Source organism: Streptomyces sp. NPDC005435 (assembly GCF_040703155.1).
GTDB lineage: Bacteria > Actinomycetota > Actinomycetes > Streptomycetales > Streptomycetaceae > Streptomyces.
In genome coordinates this window covers 228,347-251,978 of sequence record NZ_JBEXEQ010000001.1, presented here as the reverse complement: position 1 = coordinate 251,978, position 23,632 = coordinate 228,347, and the positions used below count along the sequence as shown (strand labels likewise).

Sequence of the window (23,632 nt, the reverse complement as noted above, 5' to 3'; positions counted from 1 at the left end):
GACGTGCCTGAATGAGCCATCGTCTTATCCGACGGGGGAGTGAGGGGACCTTCAAGTGAGGACGAAGCCGACTATGCGTAAGAGAATGCTTCGCTCGGTGTTTGTCGCCGTCTTCTCCGCCGTTGTGGCCTTCGGGACTCTGAGTGGCCTCTCCGCGGGGAAGAGTGACGGACGGGCGGACAGTGCCGCAACCGTTGCCGCGCCGGACGCGGCGAGTACGGGCGACGCCGGCCGGATGCGTCAGCTGAGCGACAGCGCCTGGTCCTGACATGACGACTCCGCCCGACGACCGTTCCTTCCGGCGCGAGATGGCCACGGCCTACCGGTCCGGCTGGCACTTCATCGACCTGGTCACCGCCCTCCCCCACAGCGGTGACTCGTTGATGGTGACGGTGTTCGGCGAACCGGTCGTCGTCACCCGCGACGAGGACGAGGACGTCCGCGCCTACCGGTGCCTGCGCAAACCGCGCGGGGCGCCGCAGCCGGTGCGGTGTGCCGTCCGCTACGGCATGATCTTCGTCAACCTGGACCAGCGCGACCACCGGCTGACCTCCCCGGAGGTCGCCGACCTGAGAACCATCTCGGCCACCCCCCGCAGTGCCTGACGCGATTCCCCCGTCGTAAAAGATCGCTCAGGCGCTTCCCCCCGCAGCGGCGTCACCGTGACCTGAACACGGTGACGCCGCTGCAGTTTCTCCACATATCCCGCCGTATGGGACCCGACCCTCAACTGGCCGAAACTGTTCATTCCCGGGTTTCGACGGGGTGTCGGGGCGCGGGATCTGCTGCCTGGGTACGGGCCGGGTTCTGCCGCCCGCCGCTCCCGGGCCGGGTGGCCTCCGCCGCCCGTCGCTCCCGGTGCCGTCGGCCGTCTTGCCCGCCGGGGCCGCGTCGGCCGTGGGCCGTGTGGAACTCCGGCACCTGTCTCGGCCCGCGAACCCCCGGAGGGGGCTGTCAGGCGTGGCCCAGGGTTCGGTCCACCTCGATTTCCAGGACCACTCGTGTCGGGTTTTCGCGGGGGACGCGGCCGTAGCGTTCGGCGTAGCGGTGGACGGCGTCGGCTACGCGGGCCGGGTCCGTCACCACGTGGGCGCGGCCTTCCAGGGTGGCCCAGCGGCGGCCGTCGACCTGGCAGACGGCGACGCGGGCGCCGGGAGTGCCGGCGGCGCGGATGTGGGCGGCCTTGGCGGTGGCGGCGTCGGTGATGACGCGGGCCAGGCGGGTGGTGGGGTCGTAGGTGACGCCCACCGGGACCACGTGGGGGCTGCCGTCGGGGCGGAGGGTCGTCAGGGTGCACAGGTGCCGCTCGCGCCAGAAGGCGAGGTACGGCTCGTCCGCGTTCACGGGGCTCATGGCCGAAACCTAGCCAACCTCAAACAACCTCCGCTTAATTGAGTGCACCACGCTCAAGTTTGTGTACACTGATGAAGTCATCAGTGGTGGACGTGCCGAGGAGGAGAACACGAACGTGGACGCCGAGCTGACCAACAGGAGCCGGGACGCGATCAACGCGGCCAGCCAGCGGGCCGTGACCGAGGGGAATCCGGATCTGACGCCCGCTCATCTGCTCCTCGCGCTGCTCGCGGGGCAAGGCCGGCGGCAGGACAGCGCGAACATCACCGACCTGCTCGCGGCCGTCGAAGCCGACCAGGCCGCCGTCCGCACGGGTGCCGAGCGCGTCGTCGCCGCCCTGCCCAGCGTGACCGGCTCCACCGTCGCCCCGCCGCAGCCCAGCCGGGACCTCCTCGCGGTCCTCGCGGACGCGGACGAGCGCGCGAAGGAGCTCGGTGACGAGTTCCTGTCCACCGAACATCTGCTGATCGCCATCGCCGCCAAGGGCGGCGCCGCCGCGGAGGTGCTCCAGAAGCAGGGCGCCACCGCGAAGAAGCTGCAAGAGGCCTTCCAGAAGGCCAGGGGAGGACGCCGCGTGACCACTGCCGACCCCGAGGGCCAGTACAAGGCCCTGGAGAAGTTCGGCACCGACTTCACCGCCGCCGCCCGCGAGGGTCGCCTGGACCCGGTCATCGGCCGGGACCACGAGATCCGCCGGGTTGTGCAGGTGCTGAGCCGTCGTACGAAGAACAACCCCGTCCTCATCGGCGAGCCGGGCGTCGGCAAGACCGCCGTGGTGGAGGGCCTCGCCCAGCGCATCGTCAAGGGCGACGTCCCCGAGTCCCTGAAGAACAAGCGCCTGGTCTCGCTCGACCTCGGCGCGATGGTCGCCGGCGCCAAGTACCGCGGCGAGTTCGAGGAGCGGCTCAAGGCCGTGCTCTCGGAGATCAAGGACTCCGACGGTCAGATCATCACCTTCATCGACGAGCTGCACACGGTCGTCGGCGCGGGCGCGGGCGGCGACTCCGCCATGGACGCGGGCAACATGCTCAAGCCGATGCTGGCCCGCGGCGAGCTGCGCATGGTCGGCGCGACCACGCTGGACGAGTACCGCGAGCGGATCGAGAAGGACCCCGCCCTGGAGCGCCGCTTCCAGCAGGTGCTGGTCGCGGAGCCCACCGTCGAGGACACCATCGCGATCCTGCGCGGCCTCAAGGGCCGTTACGAGGCGCACCACAAGGTGCAGATCGCGGACAGCGCGCTGGTGGCCGCCGCGACCCTCTCCGACCGGTACATCACCTCCCGCTTCCTGCCCGACAAGGCGATCGACCTCGTCGACGAGGCCGCGTCCCGGCTGCGCATGGAGATCGACTCCTCGCCCGTCGAGATCGACGAACTCCAGCGTTCCGTCGACCGGTTGAAGATGGAGGAGCTGGCGATCGGCAAGGAGACCGACCCCGCCTCCCGCGAGCGTCTGGAGCGGCTGCGCCGCGACCTCGCCGACAAGGAGGAGGAGCTGCGCCACCTCAACGCCCGCTGGGAGAAGGAGAAGCAGTCCCTCAACCGGGTCGGTGAGCTGAAGGAGCGCCTGGACGACCTGCGCGGCCAGGCCGAACGCGCCCAGCGCGACGGCGACTTCGACACCGCCGCCAAGCTGCTCTACGGCCAGATCCCGCAGCTGGAGAAGGAGCTGGAGGCCGCCTCGGAGGCCGAGGAGGAGGCCGCGAAGGACACCATGGTCAAGGAGGAGGTCGGCTCCGACGACATCGCGGACGTCGTCGCCGCCTGGACCGGCATCCCGGCGGGCCGCCTCATGGAGGGCGAGACGCAGAAGCTGCTGCGCATGGAGGACGAGCTGGGCAAGCGGCTCATCGGCCAGCGCGAGGCGGTGCAGGCCGTGTCCGACGCCGTACGCCGCTCGCGTGCGGGCATCGCGGACCCGGACCGTCCCACCGGCTCCTTCCTGTTCCTCGGCCCGACGGGTGTCGGCAAGACCGAACTCGCCAAGGCGCTCGCGGACTTCCTCTTCGACGACGAGCGGGCCATGGTCCGCATCGACATGTCGGAGTACAGCGAGAAGCACAGCGTGGCCCGCCTGGTCGGCGCGCCTCCCGGGTACGTGGGGTACGAGGAGGGCGGCCAGCTCACCGAGGCCGTCCGGCGCCGCCCGTACACCGTGGTGCTGCTGGACGAGGTGGAGAAGGCGCACCCCGAGGTCTTCGACATCCTGCTCCAGGTGCTGGACGACGGCCGCCTCACCGACGGCCAGGGCCGCACGGTCGACTTCCGCAACACCATCCTGGTGCTGACCTCCAACCTGGGCAGCCAGTACCTGGTCGACCCGGCGCTGGACGACGCGGACAAGCGGCAGCGCGTCCTCGACGTGGTCCGGGCCTCCTTCAAGCCGGAGTTCCTGAACCGGCTCGACGACCTGGTGGTGTTCTCCGCGCTGGACGAGCAGGAGCTCGCCCGGATCGCCCGCCTCCAGATCGACCGGCTCGCCAAGCGGCTCGCCGAGCGGCGCCTCACCCTGGACGTCACCCCCGACGCCCTGGCCTGGCTCGCGGAGGAGGGCAACGACCCGGCGTACGGCGCCCGCCCGCTGCGCCGCCTCGTCCAGACCGCCATCGGCGACCGCCTCGCCAAGGAGATCCTCTCCGGCGAGATCAAGGACGGCGACACGGTCCGCGTGGACCGCTTCGGCGACGAGCTGATCGTGGGGCCGGAGACGGCGAAGACGCTCTGACGGAGCCGTACGACCCCGTACGGACCTGTACGGCCCCGGTGGCCCGCCCCCTCACGGCAGGGGGCGGGCCACCGTCGTACCGGCTGCGGCCCGCGCCGCACTTGGCCGGCTGCGTGGACGGCTCCGGGGCATCGGGGCACGTGGCCTTCAGCCAGTTCCGCAGCTCCGCGCGCGACACCCGGAACCGGGCGTCGTACGCGGTGTACCGCCAGGCCAGGACCGTGCGGTGCGCGTCGCGGGCACCAGGGCGATCGCGGCCGGGTTCCGGCCGCTCACCACGACTCGGCGGTGCGGAAGAGGTCCCACGCCGTCCAGGCGGCCCAGAGGACGAACAGCAGACAGGCGGTCCACAGGGCCCACAGGACCCCGCGCCACGCTCTTGATGTGCGCATGACGGAATCATGGCGTACGGGTGCCGTCTGTACGGTGACTCCGTGTCCGCCGAGGGCTTACAGGGCGCGGCGGGGCTTGCCACGGACCTCCCCCTCTGGGGGAGGATGGCGGTATCCGTACGAAGGGAAAAACACGGTGAGCATCGACCCGTCCTCGATTCCGAATTTCGGGGGCCAGCCCGAACCGCAGCCCGAGGGACCTGTGGGCCCCGTCGTCCCGGATCAGGACCTTGTGAAGCAGCTCCTTGAGCAGATGGAGCTGAAGTACGTCGTGGACGAGGAGGGCGACCTCGCGGCTCCGTGGGAGCAGTTCCGCACGTACTTCATGTTCCGCGGTGAGGACGAGCAGGCGGTCTTCTCGGTACGGACCTTCTACGACCGTCCCCACAAGATCGACGAGAAGCCGCAGCTGCTCGAGACCGTCGACGAGTGGAACCGCCGCACCCTGTGGCCGAAGGTGTACACCCACACCCACGAGGACGGCACCGTCCGTCTCATCGGCGAGGCCCAGATGCTGGTCGGCACCGGTGTCGACCTCAACCACTTCGTCTCCTCCACGGTGAGCTGGGTGCGCGCCGCGATCGAGTTCGACAAGTGGATCGTGGAGCAGCTCGGCCTGGAGCAGGAGGTCGACGAGATCGACGGCGAGAAGCCGGGCGAGGACGAGGACTAGTCCTCGCCGGTCCGCACGCGGGCTTCGGCACGCGGGCTTCGAGGGGCCCGGGGTGGTTTTCTGCCGCCCCGGGCCCCTTCGCCGTATCCGCACCGCGCCGGCCCGCCCGGCCCGGTCTCACTCCGGCTCTGTCACGTACGCCGCGAACCGCGCGAGCACCGGACTCGTGTCCCTGGCGCGGTGGGCGAAGGAGACCGCGAAGCGGGGCGGGGCGTCGGTGAAGCGGCGGATCGTCACCTCGGGCGGGCACAGCTTGCGGGCCCTGCCGAGATCCATCACCGAGATGCCGGTGCCCGCGCGGACCGCGGCGACCACCTGCTCGAAGTCGGGCTCCTCGGCGACCAGCCGGGGCGCGTCACCGGGCCATACGTCGGCCACCAGCTCGTCGTGGAGCGCGGGACCCGCGTCCCGTGGCCACAGGACGACCGGCAGCCCGCGCAGATCGCGGCGGGTGAGCCCGGTCCGGGCGGCCAGCGGGTGACCGGCGGGCAGGATCACCGCCGCCTCCTCGTGTGCGACCACGTGCGCCGTGATGCCGGTCCGGCGGACGGTCCCGCGCACGAACGCCGCGTCCAGCTCGCCGTCCTGGAGCAGCCGCAGACACCACGACGACATGCCGGTGGTCGCGGACACCCGGACGCCCTCGTGGTCCTTGCGGAAGCGGCGGATCAGGTCCGTGACGTGGTCGTCGGCGCCCGAGCGCGAGTAGGCGAGGCGCAGCCGGCCGTGCGTGCCGTCGGCCACCGCCCTGACCCGGTCGGTGAGTTCGCCGGACGCCGACAGCAGGGCCTCCGCGCCCGCCAGCAGTTCCCGCCCGGCCGCCGTGAGCAGGACGCCCCGCGGGGTACGGTCCAGCAGCGGCACCTTCAGCTCCTGCTCCAGCACCTTGATCTGCTGGCTCAGTCCGGGCTGGGCGATGTTCAGCTCCGCCGCGGCCCGGCCGAAGTGCCGGTGCCGGGCCAGCACCACGAAGTACCTCAGACGCCGCAGCTCCATGCCGTCATCGTAGGAGGCGGGCCGGGGCGAAGGTCCGGCGAACCGGACGGACTTCATGGCCTGTACACACATCCGTACGGGCACATGCGCCGGCCCACCGGGACGCGCGCGGCCAGGGGCCGATAAACAGATCCGATCGGCCGCGAGAAAACCTCTATTGGACCCGGCGGGGCCCCTCCTCGCAGGCTTGGACACCATGAGCGAGCACGGGACGACCAGCAGTGACGTACGGCTCCGCCCCATGGGTCCGGCCGAGCGCGAGGCGTTCCTCGCCGGGGCGCGGGTGGCCGTGGTCAGCGTCGCGGACGAGGACGGACGGGCGCCGCTGTCCCTGCCCATGTGGTTCGGCTACGCGCCCGGCGGCGACCTCACCCTGATCACCGCGGCCGACAGCCGCAAGGCCCGACTGATCGAACGGCGGCGGCGGTTGTCCCTGTGCGTGCAGGACACCGAGCCACCGCGGACGTACGTCACCGTCGAGGGGCCCGTCGTCGAGTTCCGCGCGCCCGCCACCGAGGCGGAACGCCGGGCGCTGGCCCACCGGTACCTGGGGCCGGAGGCCGGCGACGCCTTCGTGGCCGCGAGCCCTGGGGCCACGGCGCGCTCGGTGCTCATTCGGGTGCGCCCTGAACGCTGGTTGTCGCGCGGCGCGTTCTGACCCGGGCCGGGAATGGCGCACGATGTCCGCCCGCGCCCGGCGTCCGCCCGTTCACGCGCCCACCCGCCCACCCCCCCACCCGCCCACATGTCCACGCCGCGCCCGTGTGCCGGCGTGCAGGAGGAGGCTGAGATGGCTCACCTCGTATGCGTCGAGACCACCGCGCTGGGCGTGCAGTCCATCGCCTACGCCAAGCGGCTGGGGCACGAAGTGTCCTTGCTGCGCTCGCCGTTGTACGACTTCATCACCCCGCCCGCCGAGCGGGCCCGCGCGCAGGAGCTGGCCGACCGGACGATCCACTCCGCCGATCTCCAGGACGTGGGGGAACTGCTGAGACTGCTGGACGGGCACGGGGTGCGGCCCGGTGACGTGGACGCCGTCCTGTCGACGCTCTCGCTGTGCGTCCTGCCCGCCGCCCGGCTCGCCGAACGGCTCGGGGCGCGCGGCACCCCGTACGCGGCGGTCGCCGCCGCCCGCGACAAGGGCCGCTGCCGGGAGATCCTGCGGGACACCGGCGTGCCGAGTCTGGGGTTCGCGGTGGTGTCCTCGCTGCCGGAGGCGCTGGAGGCGGCCGGTGCCCTCGGGTATCCGGTGGTGATCAAGCCGGTGTCCGGCGTCGGCAAGGCCGTCACCAGCATCGTCGGCGACGCGGACGGGACACGCGCCCACTTCGAGGACGCGGCCGAGGAGCTGCGGTCCATGGAGCCGGGTCTCGCCGGTGAACTCGACGAGCGGTACATCGTCGAGGAGTTGGCGGTCGGAGAGCTGTACTCGGTCGAAGTCGCCGCCGACGGCGAGCGGTTCACCCCGCTGGTAGCGGTGGGCCGCAAGACGGGCCGCGACAACCCGGTCCTGGAGCTGGGCTGCACGGTCCCGCCCGCCCTGCCGGCCGGCGAGGAGGCCCAACTCGGCGCGTACGCCGTCGAGGTGTGCCGGGCGCTCGGTCTCGACCTGGGCGTCTTCCATGTCGAAGTCATGCGTACGGAACGGGGGTTCCGGCTGGTGGAGGCCAACCCCCGGATATCCGGCGGGTCGTTGCCGGACTCGGTGCGCATGGCCACCGGCCGCAACATCTTCGAGATCCTGGTCGACCTGTTCCTCGGCGCGCCCGTGCCCGAGGGACCGCTGCCGTGGCGGCGCGCCGCCAGCCACACCTTCCTGGCCGCCGCCCGGGACACGGTCGTCCCCGAGGAGCTGCCGGCGGACTGGTTCGAGGAGTTCCGGCCGCGGCTGCACTCCGGCTGGAGCCGGGCCGAACCCGGCGCGCGGCTGCGGGAGATGAAGGGGAACTTCGACGTCTTCGGGATGATCAGAGTGGTGGGGGCGGACGCCGGAGCGGCCGACGCGGAGTGCGCGGCCGTACGGCGGGACATCGAGAAGCGGCTCGGCTTCCCGCTCACGGCCGTGGCCGGACAGCCGGCCGACGCGGCACCGGCCCGTGACGGCCGCTGACATGCCCGCCGCCGCCCGCCCCCTCGGCGTCCTGGTCCGCTATCTGCTGACCGCCTCCCTGGTCCGCACCGCGAGCGGCGGTGCGGCCGTCGGGCTGTTCACGCTGACGACGCGGACGGGCGGCCCCGGCGGTGCCGCCCTCGGCGGCCTGCTGGCCGCGCTGCTCACCGTCCCCTACGTCGCCGGGCCCTGGCTGGCCGGAGTGCTCGACCGGGCCCGCGACGGGCGCCGGGTACTGGCCCTGTCCTTCGCGGTGTTCGGCGCCGCCCTGCTCGCGGTCGCGCTGCTGCTCGGGCGGCTCCCCGTCGCGGCGGTCGCGGCGCTCGTCGTCGTCGCCGGGCTGTGCGGGCCGCTGGTCACCGGCGGTCTGAGCAGCAGGCTCGCCGCCCTGGACGGCCTGACCGACACCGCCCAGCGGCGGGCCGAGGGCTGGGACTCGGCGACGTACGGCATCGGCAACACGCTCGGCCCGGCGGCCGTCGGCGCCCTCGGCGCGGCGCTCGGGCCACGCGCCGGAGTGCTCTGTCTGGGCGCGGCGGCGGCCCTGGCCGCGCTCACCGTGCTGACCCTGCCCGGCACCGGCCCGCCCGCCCGCCCCCAGGCCGGGCCGCTGCGGGTGGCGCAGACGTTCCGGGTCATCGCCACCGTCGGCCGGCTGCGCCGGGTGATGGTGGCGATGGCGCTCACCGCGCTGGTCTCCGGGGGCATCACGGTCATCGCGACCACCCTCGGCCGGCAGCTCAGCGGCAGCGCCGACGCGGGTGCCGCCCTCGCCGCCGTGTACGGCTTCGGCTATCTCGCGGGCTCGGTACTGGTCGGCATGGCACCGCCGCGCGGCGAGCCGGAGCGGACGGTGACCGTGCTGCTCGCGGTGAGCGCCGCCGTCGTGGGCTGCTGCGCCCTGGCGCCGGACTACGCCCTGGCCGTGGTGGCCTTCGCCGCCGCCGGGGCGGTCAGCGCCCTGCTGTTCACGGCGACGCTCGCGGTGCGCTCCGTCTACGCCCCGCCCGCCGCCCGCGCCCAGGTGTACGTCTCCATGGGCGCCCTGAAGATGGCCGTCTCCTCGGCGGGCACAGCCCTCGCCGGCACCCTGATGCACACCGGCCCCCGCCTCCTGCTGACCACCGGAGCGGCCGTCACGGCACTCGCCCTGGCCGGTGTCCTGGGTGACCGCCGTCTCGTTTCAAGGCACACGGAACCGGAATCCGAAGGCATTTCATCGGCACGCAACAATGGCCGTCGATTTCATTCCGGAATTTCTTGACAGGGCGTTCCGGTCCTGCGAATAATCATTTCCATGCGACAGTACAGCGGTCGGCCGGGGATTGAATCAGCGGATTGTTCCATCCGCTGTCCCGGTTCCCCCTGTCGCGTTTCCCGCTGATCCCGCCCGGCCCTGGCGCACATCCGTGCGCCCCCGGCCCCGATGTGCCGCACCGTCGCGGCACAGGGCGGTTGACCTGCGCGTCATTCCGAGAGTTCGACTCTGAGCCCGCACCCGAGTCCCCGTCGGAGGACAGACATGGCACCCCTTGTCACACCCGCGGCCCACCCCGTCGACATCCCGTCGCCCCAGGCGGCGGCCCCCTCTCCCTGCGCCTGCCACGCGTTCGGTATACGCACCCGATTTTCTCTGCAAAAGCAGCGGAAAATCTATGAGAATCCGGCGGGTGCGGTCCGTGCGGTATTCGAGGACATTCTCGGCCAGTGCGCCGATACGGAGTTCGGCCGCGCGCACTCCCTGTCCCGCGTCCGCACCGCAGAGGACTGGCGGCGCGCGGTGCCGATCCAGCGGTACGAGGACGTGGAGCCGTACGTCCGCCGCGCCCGCGAGGGCCGCCTGGGGGTCCTCACCCGCAGCCACCCCTACGCGTACCTGAAGACATCCGGCTCCAGCGGCACCCCCAAGTACATCCCCACCACCCGGCACTGGCGCGACCGCTACCGGGGCCCGGCGCTCTACGCGCAGTGGGGGCTGTACTTCGAGGCGCTCGCCGAGGCCGACGCGCGGGCCGGCCTCGGCGCGTCCGCCGCCCACATCCCGCAGATCCTCGACCTTTCCTGGGAGCGCGTGCCGGGGCGTTCCGTCCCGGGCGACGACCGCCCCGCCTACAGCATCTCCAGCCGCCCCGCCGCCGTCAGCTCCCATGACTGGCTGCCGCCCTGGTACGACGAGCCGTGGTTCCTCGGCGACCGGGCCGAGGACTGGGACGCCGCGCTGTACCGCAAGCTGCGCCTGCTCGCGGGCGGTGACGTACGCGCCGTGGTCGCCCTCAACCCGTCCAAGCTCATCAGCCTGGCGCAGACGCTGGCCGCCTCGGGCGAACGGCTCGTGGCGGACGTCCGCGACGGCACCCTGAACGGCAGGCTGCACCCCGCGCTCTCCCCGGACCGGGAGACCGCGGGCCGGCTCGCGGCCGTACTGGAGGCGGGCGACGGCGGCATGACCCTCACCGGGCTGTGGCCGAACCTGTCGCTCGCCGTCTCCTGGAACTCCGCCTCCGCCGCCCTCTACCGGGACTGGCTGGAGGAGGTCCTGCCCGGGGTGGCCCGGCTGCCCTTCAGTACGACCGGCACCGAGGGCATCGTCACCCTGCCCGTCGACGGCCACCCCTCCGCCGGCCCGCTCGCCGTCGACCAGGGGCTGTACGAGTTCGTCCCGGCCGAGTCGGCCGGCGGCGCCTCGCTCGCCCCGGACACCCCGACCCTCGCCTACGACGAGCTGGACAGCGGCCGTGAGTACCGCTTGGTGATGAGCCAGGCCAACGGGCTGCTGCGGTACGACGTCGGTGACGTCTACCGGGTCGTCGGCCACTACGGTGCCACCCCCCGCCTGGAGTTCACCGGCCGGGCCGGGTTCCGTGCCTCCTTCACCGGGGAGAAGCTCACCGAGGCGCAGGTGCACCAGGCTGTGGTCGATTCGCTCCCCCAGCACCTGGGCGGCCGACCGCTGTTCACCTGTGTGCCGGTGTGGGGTGCCCCGCCGCGCTACCACGTCGTGGTGGAGGGCGCGGACGCGCTCGACGGACCCGCTCTGGACGCGTTCGCGCGGGACGTCGACACCGCCCTGCGCCGGATCAACATCGAGTACGACGAGAAGCGGGCCTCCCGGCGGCTCGGCCGGATCGAGGCCACCGCCGCCGAGTGGGGCGCCTTCGCCCGGACCGAGGAGCGGCTGCGCGCGCAGGGCACGTCGTCGAACCAGGTGAAGCACCACTGGCTGCAGCGGGACACGAGACTGCTGGACACCCTGCGGGAGAGGGACCTGCTGCGGGCGAGCACCGAACCGGCCCTGCTCGCCGGGGGAGGTGCCGTCCGATGACGACAGCCGCCGCCCCGAGCCGTACGACCGCGCGGCTCACCGCGTCCGACGGCACCGTCCTGAGCCTGCACAGCTGGGCGCCCGAACAGCCCGCCCGCGCTGCGGTGTTCTACGTCCACGGCATCCAGAGCCACGCCGGCTGGCTCTTCGAGACCGGCCCCGAACTGGCCGCCCGGGGTGTCGCCGTGCACGCCGCCGACCGGCGCGGCAGCGGTACCAGCGGCGGCCCGCGCGGCCATCTGCCCTCCGCCGAGCGGATACTCGACGACCTCGCCCAGACCCTCGCGGCGGCCCGCCGGCTCACCCCCGGCGTTCCGCTGACCGTCGTCGGCCAGAGTTTCGGCGGCAGCGTCCTGGCCGCCCTGGTCACCCGGGGACAGGTGCCGCTCGACGCCCGGCTGGTGTTCTGCGCCCCGGCACTCGGCCAGCAGCGGGCCCGGCACGGCGCCGGGGCGGGGCTCGCGACGCTGCGCGATGGCGGCGGCCTGGTCACCGTGCCCCTGTCGCTGGCCGATCCGGACTACACGGACGTGCGGACCTACCTGGACTTCATGGCCAACGACATCCTCATGATCCGCCAGGTGACCGCCTCCACCCGGTCGGTGATGGTCCGGCTGGAGGACGTCTACATGCGGGGCGGCACCTGGGGGGAACGGCCGGCTGCCTCCGTGCACTTCGTGCGCCCTGAACACGACGCGATCATCGACCTCGACATCTCCTGGCAGGTCCTGTCGGGTCTTACCCCGCACGCCACGGAGTTCGCCCTGCCGGGCTCCGGGCACTACGTGGAGTTCTCGGCGGCCCGTCACGCCTACTGGGAGTGGCTGGCGGCGACGGCCACGGCGCCCGGAGCCGGCTCATGACCGCGCGCGTCGCCCTGGACGTGTACACCACCCGTGTCCCCATGGCTCGCTCCTTCGCCCACGCCGCCCACGCCCGCCGCTGGTCGCAGTCGGTGCTGGTCCGCTGCACGGTCGGAGGCGTCACCGGCTGGGGCGAGGGAGCGCCCCGGGCGTACGTCACCGGCGAGACCCTCGAGAGCGTGACGCACGCGCTGCTGACCGCCCGGCTCCCCGACTGGGCCGAGGTGTTCGACGGCTCCTTCGCGGACGGCGTACGGGCCCTGGCCTCCCTCGGCCTGCCCGCCCTCCTCGGCGGTTCGGAAGCGCCCGCGCCGGCGGCCGCGGCAGCCCTGGAGACGGCCCTGCTCGACGCGCTGTGCCGGGCCCACGGCCGGGACATGGCCGAGGCGCTGGCCGTCGCCGCCACCCCCGGCGTACTGCGCGACGCACCGCGCGTGCGCACCTCTGCGCTGGTCCTCGACTCCAGCCGAACCCCGGGCGAGCTGCTCGGCGCCCTCCCGTCCGAGGCCCTTGCCCACCTGACCCACGTCAAGGTGAAGGCGTTGCCCGACCCGTGGCCGACCCGCGAACTCGTCGATGAGGTACGGGCGTTCGTGGACCCGCGCCGTACCACCGTGTCGGTGGACGCGAACGGCTGCTGGAGCCCGGCGGACGCCCTGCGCGCCGCCGCCCTCCTGGCGGACCGGACGGCCTGGCTGGAGGAGCCCACCCGCCCCCGCGACTGGGCCACCCTGGGCGCCGTCCAGCGCGACACCGGCTGCCCCGTGATGCTGGACGAGTCCGCCGTCACCCCGGCCGACCTCGACGCCGCCCGGGAGCACGCGGCCGCGACGTACGTCAACGTACGCGTCTCCAAGTGCGGCGGCCTGCTGCCGTCCCTGCGGCTGCTGGCGCACGCCCGTGCGCGCGGGCTGCGGTGCCAGCTCGGCGTGCAGGTCGCCGAGGTGGGCCCGCTGTGGGCCGCCGGACGGCTCCTCGCGGCCTGGTCCGACGACCTGGTCGCGGTCGAATCGGGCCGCCAGGACGAATGGTTCGCCCCGGACATCACCGAGCCCCCGTACGCCGTGGACCGGGTCCGCCACCGCGCCCCGCCGCTCGCAGGGCCCGGCCTCGGACTGGCCCCCGCCCCACGGCTGCCCCTCACGCACGCCGGCCGTGTTCCGGTGACCCCGACGACACCCGCTCTCACGACAAGGACGTCCGCATGACCACGGCTTCGACCGCCCCCGCCCCCCAGACCCTGATCTCCTCCCGCGTCGCCGCGCTCTCCGTCTCCTCGCCCTACGCCGTCCCCTCCCGCCGTCCCGGCCCCGACTTCGTCAACCTGGTCAGCGGCGCCCCCGCCGTCGAGGCCCTTCCGCTGGCCGAGATACGGGAGGTCACCCAGAGCCTGCTGGCGGGGTCCGACACCGGCGGCCCGGCGCTCGGCTACGGCCCCAACGCGGGCGACCCCGCGCTGCGGGAGCTGATCGCCGCCCGCGAGGGTGTGGACCCGGCGCGGGTGCTCATTACCAACGGCGGCCTGCACGGCACCGCCCTCGCGCTGCAGTCCGTGGCCGAACCCGGCGACGTCGTCGTGGTCGACGACCCGGTCTTCCCCGACACCATCCGCATCGTCGAGAACACCGGTGCCGACATCCATCCGGTGCCCGTCGGCCCGTATGGCATCGACGTCGACGTCCTGGAGGAGAGGCTGCGGGCCGGGCTGCGCCCCAAGGCCCTTTACACCGTGCCGGACTTCCACAACCCCGCCGGCGGGCTGCTGCCGTACGAGCGGCGGCTGCGGCTGGTCGAACTCGCCGAGCGGTACGGCTTCTTCGTCCTCGCGGACAACCCCTACCGGCACTTCGCGCACGACGGGAGCCACGAGCCCGACTTCCCGCTCGACAGCGACCGGGTCGTCGTCGCCCACACGTTCGCCAAGACGCTCGGTCCCGGACTGCGGCTCGGCTGGCTGATCGCCCCCGAGTGGCTGGCCCCGCACGTCATCAACCTGCGCCGGCGGCTGGACTTCCAGAGCTCGACCCTCTCGCAGGCCATCGCCCGCTCCCTGCTGGCCCGCGGCGACTGGTTCGACGGCCTCCTCGCGCGGGCCCGGGAGGGCTACCGGGAGCGGGCCCAACTCACCGTGCGCACCCTGCGCGAGGCCGGTGATCAGCTGGAGTTCGACGAACCGGCGGGCGGATTCTTCGTCTGGGCCCGGGTCAGGGGCGGTGTCCCGGCGGCCGAACTGCTCGCCGAGCGGGCGCGGGAGGCCGGGGTCGTCTACTCGGTCGGCACGTTCTACGACCCGCTGCAGCAGGGCCGGTACGCCGACCATCTGCGGCTCGCCTACTCGGCGGCCCGGCACGAGCACCTGACGGCCGGTCTGGAGCGGCTGTCCGCCGTCCTGCGGACCCTGCCGTGAGCGCCGCCCGGCTGCGCGTCGCGCTCGGCCAGCTCGGCGGCACGGCGGACCCGGAGGCCAATCTGGCGCTGGTGGAGAAGGAGGTGGGCCGCGCCGCGGAGGTTTCGGCCCGGCTCCTGGTGCTTCCGGAGGCCACGATGTGCCGCTTCGGCGTGCCGCTCGCCCCGGTCGCCGAGCCGCTGGACGGGCCCTGGGCGAGCCGGGTGCGCGCGCTCGCGGCCGGGGCGGGCCTGACCGTGGTGGCCGGCATGTTCCGGCCCGCCCCCGGCGGCCGGGTGTACAACACGGTGCTGGTGGCCGCCGAGGACGGCCGCCTGGCCCACTACGACAAGATCCACCTCTACGACGCCTTCGGGCACCGCGAGTCCGACACGGTCGCCCCCGGCGACCGGCCGCTGACCGTGGAGGTGGCCGGGGTCCGGATCGGCGTGGCGACCTGCTACGACATCCGCTTCCCCGGCCTGTTCACCGAGCTGGCCGCGCGGGGCGCCCAGGTGACCGTCGTCCCCGCCTCCTGGGGCGCCGGGCCCGGCAAGCGGGAGCAGTGGGAACTGCTGGCGCGCGCCCGCGCGCTGGACTCCACGGGCTTCGTCGTGGCCGTAGGCCAGGCCGCCCCGCCGGAGGCCGAGCCGTCCCCGGCCCCCACCGGCATCGGCGGCAGCCTGGCCGTCTCCCCACTGGGCGAGGTACTGACCCGGCTCGGCCCCGCCCCCACCTTTACGGTCGTGGACCTCGACCTGGGGGAGGTGACCCGGGCCCGGTCGGCCGTACCGGTCCTGGCGAACCGCCGCTGGTGAACCGGGCGCGGTGGGTGCCGTCCGGAGCGTGGCGTGGTCTGCCGGGCCTCCGGACGGCACCATCCAGGAGGCCAGGCGCCACCGTCCTACCGTTCCCCCCAGAGGCATTGAGGGCGGGGCCTCAGCCGTGCGGCCGCGCCGGCTTCAGCCCGCGGAAGGACCGGTCTCGCCCGGCTGCCTCCCCGGCTGCTCACGGGGGCTGAACACGGCCGCCTCGAAAGCAGCCAACGCCCCGACGGACGTCACGGGCAACTCGCGCAGGTGCCGGCGGATCGAGGCGAAGGACCCGATGAGTGCGGACCATGCCTCGTGGTCACCCGGCAGCGGCACCGCGATCTGCTGAAGACCGTCGATGTAGAGACGGCGACGCACCGCTCCGCGGCTCTTCCGCTCGATTTCCGCCCGTCCTTGCTCGCTCTTGAGATACATGAGCAGGTATTCGGCATCGAACGGTGCGTCCTCCGTGAGCCGGAAGACCGCATAGTCAGGGCTGACCCAGCCGGCCTCCTCCTCCCGGCGGCAGAGCGCGATCGAGCCGACGTTGGCACGCATGGGGTTGTAGACGAAATCGCCAGGCCGGAGCTCGCGGTAGCGACTGGTGTCGCTGGCGGTCTTGCCCTTGAAAGGTGCCAGGCCGCCGGTATTGCTCACACCCACGAAGCGGTCGGGTGTCCTACCGCCTGCTCGTGCGCCGGCCTCGACGACGAAGTTCCCGATCGGGATGGCCTCCTTGAGCGGATAGTTGTGCAGCTCGGCGTGTGTCTTGACGAGTGCTTCGGTCAGCTCGCTCAGGATGCCGAGCCGCGCCTGCAGCTCTTCCAGCTGCTCGCCTGCCGTCTCCGCACCCGTGACCTGCGCCGCGTTTGGCCAGGGGACGTCCAGGTCGAAGCCGCTCTCGACGAGCGTGTCGTAAGCGACCTCCCAGGAGTATTCGTCCGGCTCGCCCTTGATCAGCCATTGCTCGACGCCCTTGAGAATGTCTCGAGTCAGTGGATTGGTCTTGCTGTAGGAGCGCTTTCCCGGTGGAGACGGAACCTGGTAGTACCGAATGGTCTCGGTGCGCTCGTTCTTGCTGAAAAAGATGAGATTGGTGCGAATGTCTGCGGCGGTGGGGAAGACGCCTGTGGGCAGGCGCACAATGGCCGTCACATTGAACTCGTTGACCAGACGGCGGCGCACGGTTGAAAACGCGGTCTCGGTGCGGTAGAGAATGCCGTCGGGGAGGACGATCGCGGCCCGTCCGCCATCGCGCAGTTTGGCCATGCAATGCTGCAGGAAGAGCAACTCGGTGGCGGCGGACTTGCTCGGGAAGTTCTGTTGCACCTGGGGGTTCTCGGTGCCACCGAACGGCGGATTCGTTAGAATGACATGGAATTGGTCACTCGGGTTGACATTGCGGATGTCCTGTTCCAGAGTGTTCCGCCGGATGATCTGTGGATCCTCGACGCGGTGCAGGATCAGGTTCATGGTGCCGACGAGTGCGGCGATCTCGCCGGATTCCTGACCGTAGATCGTCCCCGAGTTGAACTGTTCACGCTGCTCCGTGGTCTTGGTCGACGGCTCAATATGCTCGGCGCTCGCGACCAGGAAGCCTGCCGAGCCGCAGCAGGGGTCGTAGATCTTCTCGCCGAGCTTCGGGTCGATGCAGCGCACCATGGTCTCGACGACCGGCCGCGGTGTGTAGAACTCACCGGACCAGCCGGCGTCGGCCGTCTGCGCCAGGAGCCATTCGTAGATGACGCTCATGGAGTGATGGTTTTCCAGAGCGTGGAAGTCGATCGAATCGACGATGGAGATGACTTCCCTGAGCGAGTAGCCCGACTTCATGACCGTTCGGACTTCGGCGAAGATCGCGGCGAAGCGCTCGGCCCGGGCGCTGCCGGACAATTTACGGAGGTAGGGCAGCAGATCGTTGGTGACGAAGTCGATGAGCCGGTCGCCGGTGAGCTTCGAGTTTCTGGCCCAGGTGCCCCAGCGGTACTCGTCCTTGATGAGCGGCTTGTAGACGGTGCCGTCGATCTTGGCGACCATCTCGTGATTCTCTTCAATCGAGTCGAAGACCTTCAGGAAGAGTAGCCAGGTGAGCTGCTCCAGGTACTTCAGGGCGTTTTTGGTGTTGTCGTCGGCTCGCATCTTGTCGGATGCTGCCTTGATCTTGGCCTGGAGTTCGGAGGTGCTCATGCGTTGCTTTCGGGCTTGAAGAGGGCGCGGGGGATGGCCCCGAGGAAGGAGGCAACCTTCTCTGGTCCGCCGAGGAGTGACGTCACCCCGAGTACGCCACCCCAGCGGGTCACGAACGGAGGCAGTTGGAAGAGCTCGCTACTGGAGATTTCCGCCACGCCCCCCAAACGGAATTTGTCCAGCACGGCCGAGAGAAAACCGTCGGGAAGCTCGGGGAACTCGGCAGCCAGCACCGGCTCGGCCGCGGTTGCGCGGGCGGACAGATTCACCGGTTCGAAGTCGAATCCGACGCGGGCCAGAAGGTCGAAGCCGTCGACATCGGCGCGTCCCAGCACCAGTGACAGCAGCTCGGAGGTGACCTGCCGCATGCCGAGGTATTCGCCGAGTTCGGCACGCTTGTTCTTGTCGACCCAGGTGTCCCGAAGCTCCCCGAGCGAGCCGACCCGCTCGAGGATTGAGGCTTTGGCTCGTTCGAGGTACTCGTTGCTGTGAATGACGTTGCCGTTGCCGAGGTCCAGCTCGACCTCTTCGGCGATCGCCACGTCGACGCCGGAGATCCTGAGCCGGTGATCGACCTGGGACGGCTTGCGGAGGGCGACTTCCAGCTCGCCGGCTTCCGCCTCTGTCGCGTCGACGCGCAGGTGCCGGCGTGTGTAGCCCCTGCTGGTCACGAAGACGTCGACGACTGTTCCCGGCAAATCCTCGATACGGAACGCACCGTTGTCGTCGGTCCGGGCCTCGGCGAGCAGGCGCCCGGTGAGGCGAACGGAGATCGAGGCATCGGCGATCAGTTCACCTGTCTCGTCGTCCGTGACGACCCCGGCCACGACCTGGTCACCTTCCACCGGGCCGGCGACGGGGGGCGCCGTGGGCAGATCCCAGGCGTCGAAGAGGCGGGTGGCGTTGGTGTAGTCGATGATCCGGAAGTACGTCTTGCCGGTGATCGGGTCGACTCGGCTTCCGCGCCCGATGATCTGCTTGAACAACGTGACCGAGCTGATCGGCCGCATGAAGACGATGTTGCGTACCGAGGGCGCGTTGACGCCGGTCGAGAGCAGGTCAACGGTGGTGACGACAATCGGTTCCCTGCTGGAGGCCAGCTGGAACTGCTCCAGGATGGCTCCGGCATCGCGTTCCTCGCTGACGATCCGGGCGGCGTAGAGATTCCTTCCGGTCTCTGATCCGAGCAGGTCCTGCATCTCGCGGCGCACCAGCTCCGCGTGTTCCATGGTGACGCAGAAGATGATGGTCTTGTCGAGGGCACCGTTCGTCCGCAGCACGCCGGCCAGGTGCCGGCACAGCAGACGGGTGCGGTCGGGGACCACAATGGCCCGCTCGAACTCGCGCATCTCATAGGTGTCCCGGGGCGTGGTGCCCTCGGGGACGATGAGCTCGGCACCGCGCTCGACCTCGTCCTGGATTACCAGACTTTCGTCGACGGTGGTCTTGACCCTGAGCACCTTGTAGGTCGCGAGGTAGCCGTCGTCGATGCCGCGACCGAGGGAGTACTCGAAGACGGGACGTGGGATTCCGCCCTCATCCAGGTTCTCGCCGGCGAAGAAGGCATAGGTGTCGATGGAGTCGTCCTGCTTCGGCGTAGCGGTCATGCCCAGATGGAAGGCGTCCGAGAAGTACTCCAAGATCGCCCCCCAGTCCCCGTAGCCGCTGCGGTGGCACTCGTCGACGATGACGACGTCGAAATAGTCCTTGGGGTAGCGCTCAAAGACCTTCCCACCGCCGGGGGCGTCCGCGTAGAGCGTCTGGTAGATGGCGAAGTGGACGTCACGGGCCAACGGGACGTCGGGGCCGGATACCACTCCGCGGCGCTCCCCCAGCCCGCCGAACTCGTTGTACGCCTGATCCCGCAGACTGACCCGGTCGGCGATGAACAGGATGCGCCGGGCGTATCCGGAGGCCAGCAGCTTGTAGGCGAAGTTGAAGGCGATGAATGTCTTGCCGGTGCCGGTGGCCAGCGAGAGCAGCGCGTGGCGGCGGCCCATGAGAACCTGCTCGATCGCGGCCGAGACCGCATGCTCTTGGTAGTAGCGCATGGCCGGTGCGCCGGGAAGTGCGAAGGCCGGCTGCAGGAGCGGATTCGGCACCTGGTCGCCGCCGCGCCCCGTGACCGTCGTGGTGCGCCAGGTCGCGCCGGACTCGAAGCGTAGGCGGAGTTCGTCAGGGGTCGGGAAAGCGCGGAGCTGTCGCACCTGTCCCGTGCGCAAGTCCTGCTCCACGATGCCGTGCCCGTTCGTCGAGTAGGCGAAGGGCGCCGCCAGATCGACGGCGTAGGCCAAGGCCTGCTGAAGGCCGGCGCCTTCGGCGTGAGATTCGTCCTTGGCCTCGACGACAGCGAGGATGCAGCCGCGCGGCTCGGTGCGCAGAACGTAGTCGACGAACTGCGGACTATCGCGAACAGTCTGATCACCGAGCAGCCGCAGCTTGCCCGGGCGGTACATGTACTCCTCGTCGACCAGCTCGTCCGCCCACCCTGCGGCCGCAAGAAGCGGGTCGATCAGCTGGAGGCGCGTCTCCTTCTCGTTCAGGCTCACCTGCTCAGTCTGGCAGCAGGGTCTGACACCGCAGCGAGAAACCGAATATGACGGATCACGGGACACGCGGTGGACGTCGACTGCCGCAGCCGTCCCCTGAGTGAGGGGACGGCGTGGCAGTGGGCGGCTGCGATTCCGGCACACCACCGTGAGCGATGGCGGGCCGGCGGGCGCCGGCAAGGCGTGAGGTCAGGGCGCCAGACGTCGAAGGCGGCTGGTGGCCTCGGTGAGTACCTCTTCCTTCTTGCAGAACGCGAAGCGGACGAAGGGGGCGCCGGCTTCGCGGTCGTCGTAGAAGACGGCGTTGGGGATGGCGACGACGCCCGCGCGTTCGGGGAGGGTGCGGCAGAAGGCGAAGCCGTCCTTTTCGCCGAGGGGGCGGATGTCGGCGGTGACGAAGTAGGTGCCGGCGGGGCGGTAGACGTCGAAGCCGGCTTCGGTGAGGCCGGTGGTGAGGAGGTCGCGGCGGGTGGCCATGGCGCGGCGGAAGCCGGCGTAGTACGACTCGGGGAACGCGAGGGCCTCGGCGACGGCGTACTGGAAGGGGCCCGCCGAGACGAAGGTGAGGTACTGCTTCGCCGAGCGGACCGCGCTCACCAGCTCGGGCGCGGCGGTCACCCAGCCGACCTTCCAGCCGGTGAAGGAGAACGTCTTGCCGGCCGAGCCGATGGTCACCGTGCGCTCGCGCATCCCGGGGAAGGTGGCCAGCGGGATGTGCTCGGCGTCGTCGAAGACCAGGTGCTCGTAGACCTCGTCGGTGACGACCAACAGGTCCCGCTCGACGGCCAGTTCGGCGATCGCGGCGAGTTCGGCGCGGGTGAGGACGGTGCCGGTGGGGTTGTGCGGGGTGTTGATCAGCAGCAGGCGGGTGCGGTCGGTGACGGCGGCGCGCAGCTCGTCGAGGTCGAGGGTGAAGCGGCCCGCGTCGGGGCGCAGCGTGACGGGCACGCGCCGTCCGCCGGCCATCGCGATGCTCGCGGCGTACGAGTCGTAGTACGGCTCCAGGGCCACGACCTCGTCGCCCGGTTCGAGGAGCGCCAGCAGGGTCGCGGCGATGGCCTCCGTGGCGCCGGCCGTGACCAGCACCTCGGTGTCGGGGTCGTACGCGAGGCCGTAGCGGCGCTGCTGGTGCGCGGTGATGGCGTTCCGCAGCTCGGGGACGCCCGGGCCCGGCGGGTACTGGTTCCCGCGCCCGTCCCGCAGCGCCCGTACCGCCGCCTCCCTGATCTCCTCGGGGCCGTCGGTGTCGGGGAAGCCCTGCCCGAGGTTGATCGAGCCGGTGGACACGGCGAGCGCCGACATCTCGGCGAAGATCGTCGTCCCGAACTCGGCGAGCCGGCGGTTGAGGTACGGACGTGCGCTGGAGGTCATGCGGGCCATCCTGCGCCCCGGCCGGGGGCTTCCTCAACCGAGGTGTCCGGCGGCCGCCTCGGACGGGGGTCTGTTCCGCCCGGAAATCGGCGCCATAAGTTCAAGGATCAAGCTTTTGTATTCCCTTGACCCGGGAGCTCAGGTCTGGCTCAAGTTTCCCAGACTTCCTTGACGGTCACTCCGGTATTCCGTGATTGTTATGGCCATGCCACCCCCGCCGGGGGTGAACAGGGAGGGAAACAACTGTGAATGCCGCGTTATCCCGTGCGTGCACGGCCGCCGTACTGACCGCTTTTCTCACCGTGGGTGCGGGAGGGGCGGGCACCGCTTTCGCGGACGACGTACCGGTGGTCGACGCCGACCAGGACGGGAACCCTATTCCCCAGGCGCCGGACGACGTCGATGTCGACTCCAGCCCTGTGCACACGGACGGCTGTCTGCCGGACCCGGGCTTCTCCTTCTCCAAGGTGAAGAGCACGTTCGTCGGAGACAAGAGCAAGACCGTCTACGGGGCGTCCGGTGTCACGCTCTCCGTCTCGGTGGCCAAGGGGCACACCTGGACCGGCACGGTGAGCTACGCGGTCAAGCTGAGCGCGTCGGTCCTCGTCGCCGCCGCCGAGGAGACCATCAGCGGCTCGATCTCGTACGCAAAGACCACCACGGTGACGCTCGGCGGCACCTGGAAGGTTCCGTCGAACCAGAAGGACGGCTGGCTCGCCCTCGGTTCGAAGGGCTACTCGTTCAACTGGGAGCGCGGCTCCTACAACGGCGGCTGCAAGTGGATCGTCTCGAACCACGGGACCGCCAGGCTTCCGGCGCTCTCGCCCTACATCGCCCACTCGTGAGCCGGGGACTATCTGATGAAGTCTCTTCTGCGGGTTGCCTGTCTCTCGGCGCTCGTGCTCGTGTCGGCCTGTTCCGGTGGCGGGGGTACCGCGAAGGGGACCGCCGCCGCTCCCTCCCCGGCGTCCACGCCGACCGGTCCGGCCCGGCTGCCGGATCCGGTCCAGTCGGCGCTCCCCGTCGGAACGAAGGTGCTGTACACGGGGTCCGGGCGCGGCGCCGGGGGCGTCACGCTTCCCGCGTCGGCGGGCGGCGCGTCGTCCGTCACCGTGATGTGGACGTGCGCGGGACCGGCCAGGTTCGGCATCGTCTCCGCCGGCAAGACGCTCGCGGCGTCCGAATGCGGTGACGGCAGCGGGGTCTTCACCGCCCGGATTCCGCACGCCCATTTGCGTGAAACGGCGTGGAAATTCACGGCGCCTAATTCGGTGATATGGCGGATGTCCGTCGTGCTGCCGGGCGGTAAATAGGGCGGGGAGTGCGCCGGTGTTCTGAGGGTGGGGGGAATTCCCTCTAACCGAGGCCGATGCGGCGCGAGTCGTCGGGAGGGGTCTCGCTGCCGCGTCCGCCCCGGGGAAACCCTCAGAAGTTGCTCAATTCTGCTTTGACCGTACGGCGGGCCGGGCATCCCCCGGTCACCGCGCCGTACGGTGCGGTGGCGAGGCGCCCACGGGGGGCCGCTTCGGGGGAACGAAAGGGGGATGACGCCATGGTGTTCGGCATCGTCCTGTTGGTGGCGCTGGTGATCGTCGTGACGGCCGCGGCGCGGGCGCGGGCCCGTGCCCGGCGCGGTCGGGGGAGGGTCTCGCTCGGCAAGGGACGCGGGAGGGTGGGATCGCGCTCGTCGTACCGCTCCTCGTCCTCCTCGTCCGACGGCGGAACGAGCTGGTGGGTGGCCGGCAACGACTCCGGCTCCTCGGGCGGCCACCACGGAGGCCACTCCTCCTGCGGCGGCGGCCACTCGTCGTGCGGCGGCCACTCCTCCTGCGGGGGCGGCTCGTCCTGCGGGGGTGGGTGCGGGGGCGGTAACTGAGAGGGGGCGGGCGCCTG

18 protein-coding genes and 1 pseudogene are annotated in these 23,632 nt (G+C 71.2%); 13 read left to right on the top strand and 6 right to left on the bottom strand.

The window, feature by feature from the left end:
* Window positions 1-269: 269 nt before the first annotated feature.
* Window positions 270-605, top strand: coding sequence for a hypothetical protein (locus AB0898_RS01200; protein ID WP_199581444.1), 336 nt, complete (start codon window positions 270-272; stop codon window positions 603-605).
* A gap of 349 nt (window positions 606-954) precedes the next feature.
* Here AB0898_RS01200 and AB0898_RS01195 read toward each other — a convergent pair whose 3' ends face one another.
* Window positions 955-1,353 (bottom strand): PPOX class F420-dependent oxidoreductase, encoded by a 399-nt coding sequence (locus tag AB0898_RS01195; protein WP_366800718.1) that lies wholly within the window; start codon window positions 1,351-1,353, stop codon window positions 955-957.
* A 115-nt stretch (window positions 1,354-1,468) separates the two neighbouring features.
* Between AB0898_RS01195 and clpB the strand changes: the two genes are divergently transcribed.
* Together clpB and AB0898_RS01185 are read left to right on the top strand one after the other, a co-directional pair.
* Window positions 1,469-4,078, top strand: coding sequence for an ATP-dependent chaperone ClpB (gene clpB, locus AB0898_RS01190; RefSeq protein WP_366801038.1), 2,610 nt, complete (start codon window positions 1,469-1,471; stop codon window positions 4,076-4,078).
* 528 nt (window positions 4,079-4,606) lie between these two features.
* Window positions 4,607-5,143: a YbjN domain-containing protein gene (locus AB0898_RS01185; protein ID WP_366800717.1), complete on the top strand. Its 537-nt coding sequence runs from the start codon at window positions 4,607-4,609 to the stop codon at window positions 5,141-5,143.
* A 117-nt stretch (window positions 5,144-5,260) separates the two neighbouring features.
* Here the strand turns inward: AB0898_RS01185 and AB0898_RS01180 are convergent, their stop codons facing one another.
* A complete protein-coding gene (locus AB0898_RS01180) occupies window positions 5,261-6,139 on the bottom strand; it encodes a LysR family transcriptional regulator (RefSeq protein WP_366800716.1) in 879 nt (292 codons plus the stop codon).
* Between the two features lie 196 nt (window positions 6,140-6,335).
* On the opposite strand from AB0898_RS01180, the gene AB0898_RS01175 reads away from it, so the two are divergent.
* The 8 genes from AB0898_RS01175 to AB0898_RS01140 all read left to right on the top strand — a co-directional run bounded on the left by AB0898_RS01175 (window position 6,336) and on the right by AB0898_RS01140 (window position 15,638).
* The gene (locus tag AB0898_RS01175; RefSeq protein ID WP_366800715.1) at window positions 6,336-6,797 is read left to right on the top strand and encodes a pyridoxamine 5'-phosphate oxidase family protein; all 462 of its coding nucleotides are present in this window, start codon (window positions 6,336-6,338) and stop codon (window positions 6,795-6,797) included.
* A 132-nt stretch (window positions 6,798-6,929) separates the two neighbouring features.
* Window positions 6,930-8,249 carry an ATP-grasp domain-containing protein gene (locus tag AB0898_RS01170; RefSeq protein ID WP_366800714.1) on the top strand — a complete coding sequence of 440 codons (1,320 nt, stop codon included), beginning with the start codon at window positions 6,930-6,932 and terminating at the stop codon, window positions 8,247-8,249.
* Window positions 8,236-9,513: an MFS transporter gene (locus tag AB0898_RS01165; RefSeq protein ID WP_366800713.1), complete on the top strand. Its 1,278-nt coding sequence runs from the start codon at window positions 8,236-8,238 to the stop codon at window positions 9,511-9,513. The genes AB0898_RS01170 and AB0898_RS01165 overlap by 14 nt, the downstream gene beginning before the upstream one ends.
* Window positions 9,514-9,771: 258 nt before the next feature.
* Entirely contained in the window at window positions 9,772-11,571 is a 1,800-nt protein-coding gene (locus AB0898_RS01160) for a GH3 auxin-responsive promoter family protein (RefSeq protein ID WP_407078271.1), read from the top strand.
* A complete protein-coding gene (locus tag AB0898_RS01155) occupies window positions 11,568-12,434 on the top strand; it encodes an alpha/beta fold hydrolase (protein ID WP_366800712.1) in 867 nt (288 codons plus the stop codon). The genes AB0898_RS01160 and AB0898_RS01155 overlap by 4 nt, the downstream gene beginning before the upstream one ends.
* A complete protein-coding gene (locus AB0898_RS01150) occupies window positions 12,431-13,642 on the top strand; it encodes an enolase C-terminal domain-like protein (RefSeq protein WP_366800711.1) in 1,212 nt (403 codons plus the stop codon). Before AB0898_RS01155 ends, AB0898_RS01150 begins: the two co-directional genes overlap by 4 nt.
* On the top strand, window positions 13,639-14,841 hold the full coding sequence (locus AB0898_RS01145; RefSeq protein ID WP_366800710.1) for a PLP-dependent aminotransferase family protein: 1,203 nt from the start codon (window positions 13,639-13,641) through the stop codon (window positions 14,839-14,841). The genes AB0898_RS01150 and AB0898_RS01145 overlap by 4 nt, the downstream gene beginning before the upstream one ends.
* Window positions 14,842-14,852: 11 nt before the next feature.
* On the top strand, window positions 14,853-15,638 hold the full coding sequence (locus AB0898_RS01140) for a carbon-nitrogen hydrolase family protein (RefSeq protein WP_366801036.1): 786 nt from the start codon (window positions 14,853-14,855) through the stop codon (window positions 15,636-15,638).
* 144 nt (window positions 15,639-15,782) lie between these two features.
* Here the strand turns inward: AB0898_RS01140 and AB0898_RS01135 are convergent, their stop codons facing one another.
* The 3 genes from AB0898_RS01135 to AB0898_RS01125 form a co-directional block, all read right to left on the bottom strand.
* Window positions 15,783-17,819: an N-6 DNA methylase gene (locus AB0898_RS01135; RefSeq protein WP_366800709.1), complete on the bottom strand. Its 2,037-nt coding sequence runs from the start codon at window positions 17,817-17,819 to the stop codon at window positions 15,783-15,785.
* A complete protein-coding gene (locus tag AB0898_RS01130; RefSeq protein ID WP_366800708.1) occupies window positions 17,816-20,368 on the bottom strand; it encodes a DEAD/DEAH box helicase family protein in 2,553 nt (850 codons plus the stop codon). The genes AB0898_RS01135 and AB0898_RS01130 overlap by 4 nt, the downstream gene beginning before the upstream one ends.
* A gap of 189 nt (window positions 20,369-20,557) precedes the next feature.
* Complete coding sequence (locus tag AB0898_RS01125) at window positions 20,558-21,748, bottom strand: pyridoxal phosphate-dependent aminotransferase (RefSeq protein ID WP_366800707.1); 1,191 nt, start codon at window positions 21,746-21,748, stop codon at window positions 20,558-20,560.
* 236 nt (window positions 21,749-21,984) lie between these two features.
* Here AB0898_RS01125 and AB0898_RS01120 point away from each other — a divergent pair, with 236 nt between their 5' ends.
* Both AB0898_RS01120 and AB0898_RS01115 read left to right on the top strand, forming a co-directional pair.
* On the top strand, window positions 21,985-22,584 hold the full coding sequence (locus AB0898_RS01120) for a hypothetical protein (protein WP_366800706.1): 600 nt from the start codon (window positions 21,985-21,987) through the stop codon (window positions 22,582-22,584).
* A gap of 15 nt (window positions 22,585-22,599) precedes the next feature.
* Window positions 22,600-23,052, top strand: a complete 453-nt coding sequence (locus AB0898_RS01115) for a hypothetical protein (protein WP_366800705.1) — start codon at window positions 22,600-22,602, stop codon at window positions 23,050-23,052.
* A gap of 112 nt (window positions 23,053-23,164) precedes the next feature.
* On the opposite strand, the pseudogene AB0898_RS01110 reads toward AB0898_RS01115, so the two are convergent.
* Window positions 23,165-23,632 (bottom strand): annotated as a pseudogene (locus AB0898_RS01110) (hypothetical protein); the annotation flags it as partial.

Excerpts from the sequence above, each read along its gene's own strand:
- AB0898_RS01115 (WP_366800705.1), top strand. The coding sequence starts at position 22,600 with ATGAAGTCTCTTCTGCGGGTTGCCTGTCTCTCGGCGCTCGTGCTCGTG.
- AB0898_RS01195 (WP_366800718.1), bottom strand. The coding sequence starts at position 1,353 with ATGAGCCCCGTGAACGCGGACGAGCCGTACCTCGCCTTCTGGCGCGAG.
- AB0898_RS01180 (WP_366800716.1), bottom strand. The coding sequence starts at position 6,139 with ATGGAGCTGCGGCGTCTGAGGTACTTCGTGGTGCTGGCCCGGCACCGG.
- AB0898_RS01160 (WP_407078271.1), top strand. The coding sequence starts at position 9,772 with ATGGCACCCCTTGTCACACCCGCGGCCCACCCCGTCGACATCCCGTCG.
- AB0898_RS01155 (WP_366800712.1), top strand. The coding sequence starts at position 11,568 with ATGACGACAGCCGCCGCCCCGAGCCGTACGACCGCGCGGCTCACCGCG.
- AB0898_RS01200 (WP_199581444.1), top strand. The coding sequence starts at position 270 with ATGACGACTCCGCCCGACGACCGTTCCTTCCGGCGCGAGATGGCCACG.
- AB0898_RS01135 (WP_366800709.1), bottom strand. The coding sequence starts at position 17,819 with ATGAGCACCTCCGAACTCCAGGCCAAGATCAAGGCAGCATCCGACAAG.
- AB0898_RS01125 (WP_366800707.1), bottom strand. The coding sequence starts at position 21,748 with ATGGCCCGCATGACCTCCAGCGCACGTCCGTACCTCAACCGCCGGCTC.
- AB0898_RS01170 (WP_366800714.1), top strand. The coding sequence starts at position 6,930 with ATGGCTCACCTCGTATGCGTCGAGACCACCGCGCTGGGCGTGCAGTCC.
- AB0898_RS01175 (WP_366800715.1), top strand. The coding sequence starts at position 6,336 with ATGAGCGAGCACGGGACGACCAGCAGTGACGTACGGCTCCGCCCCATG.
- AB0898_RS01145 (WP_366800710.1), top strand. The coding sequence starts at position 13,639 with ATGACCACGGCTTCGACCGCCCCCGCCCCCCAGACCCTGATCTCCTCC.
- AB0898_RS01150 (WP_366800711.1), top strand. The coding sequence starts at position 12,431 with ATGACCGCGCGCGTCGCCCTGGACGTGTACACCACCCGTGTCCCCATG.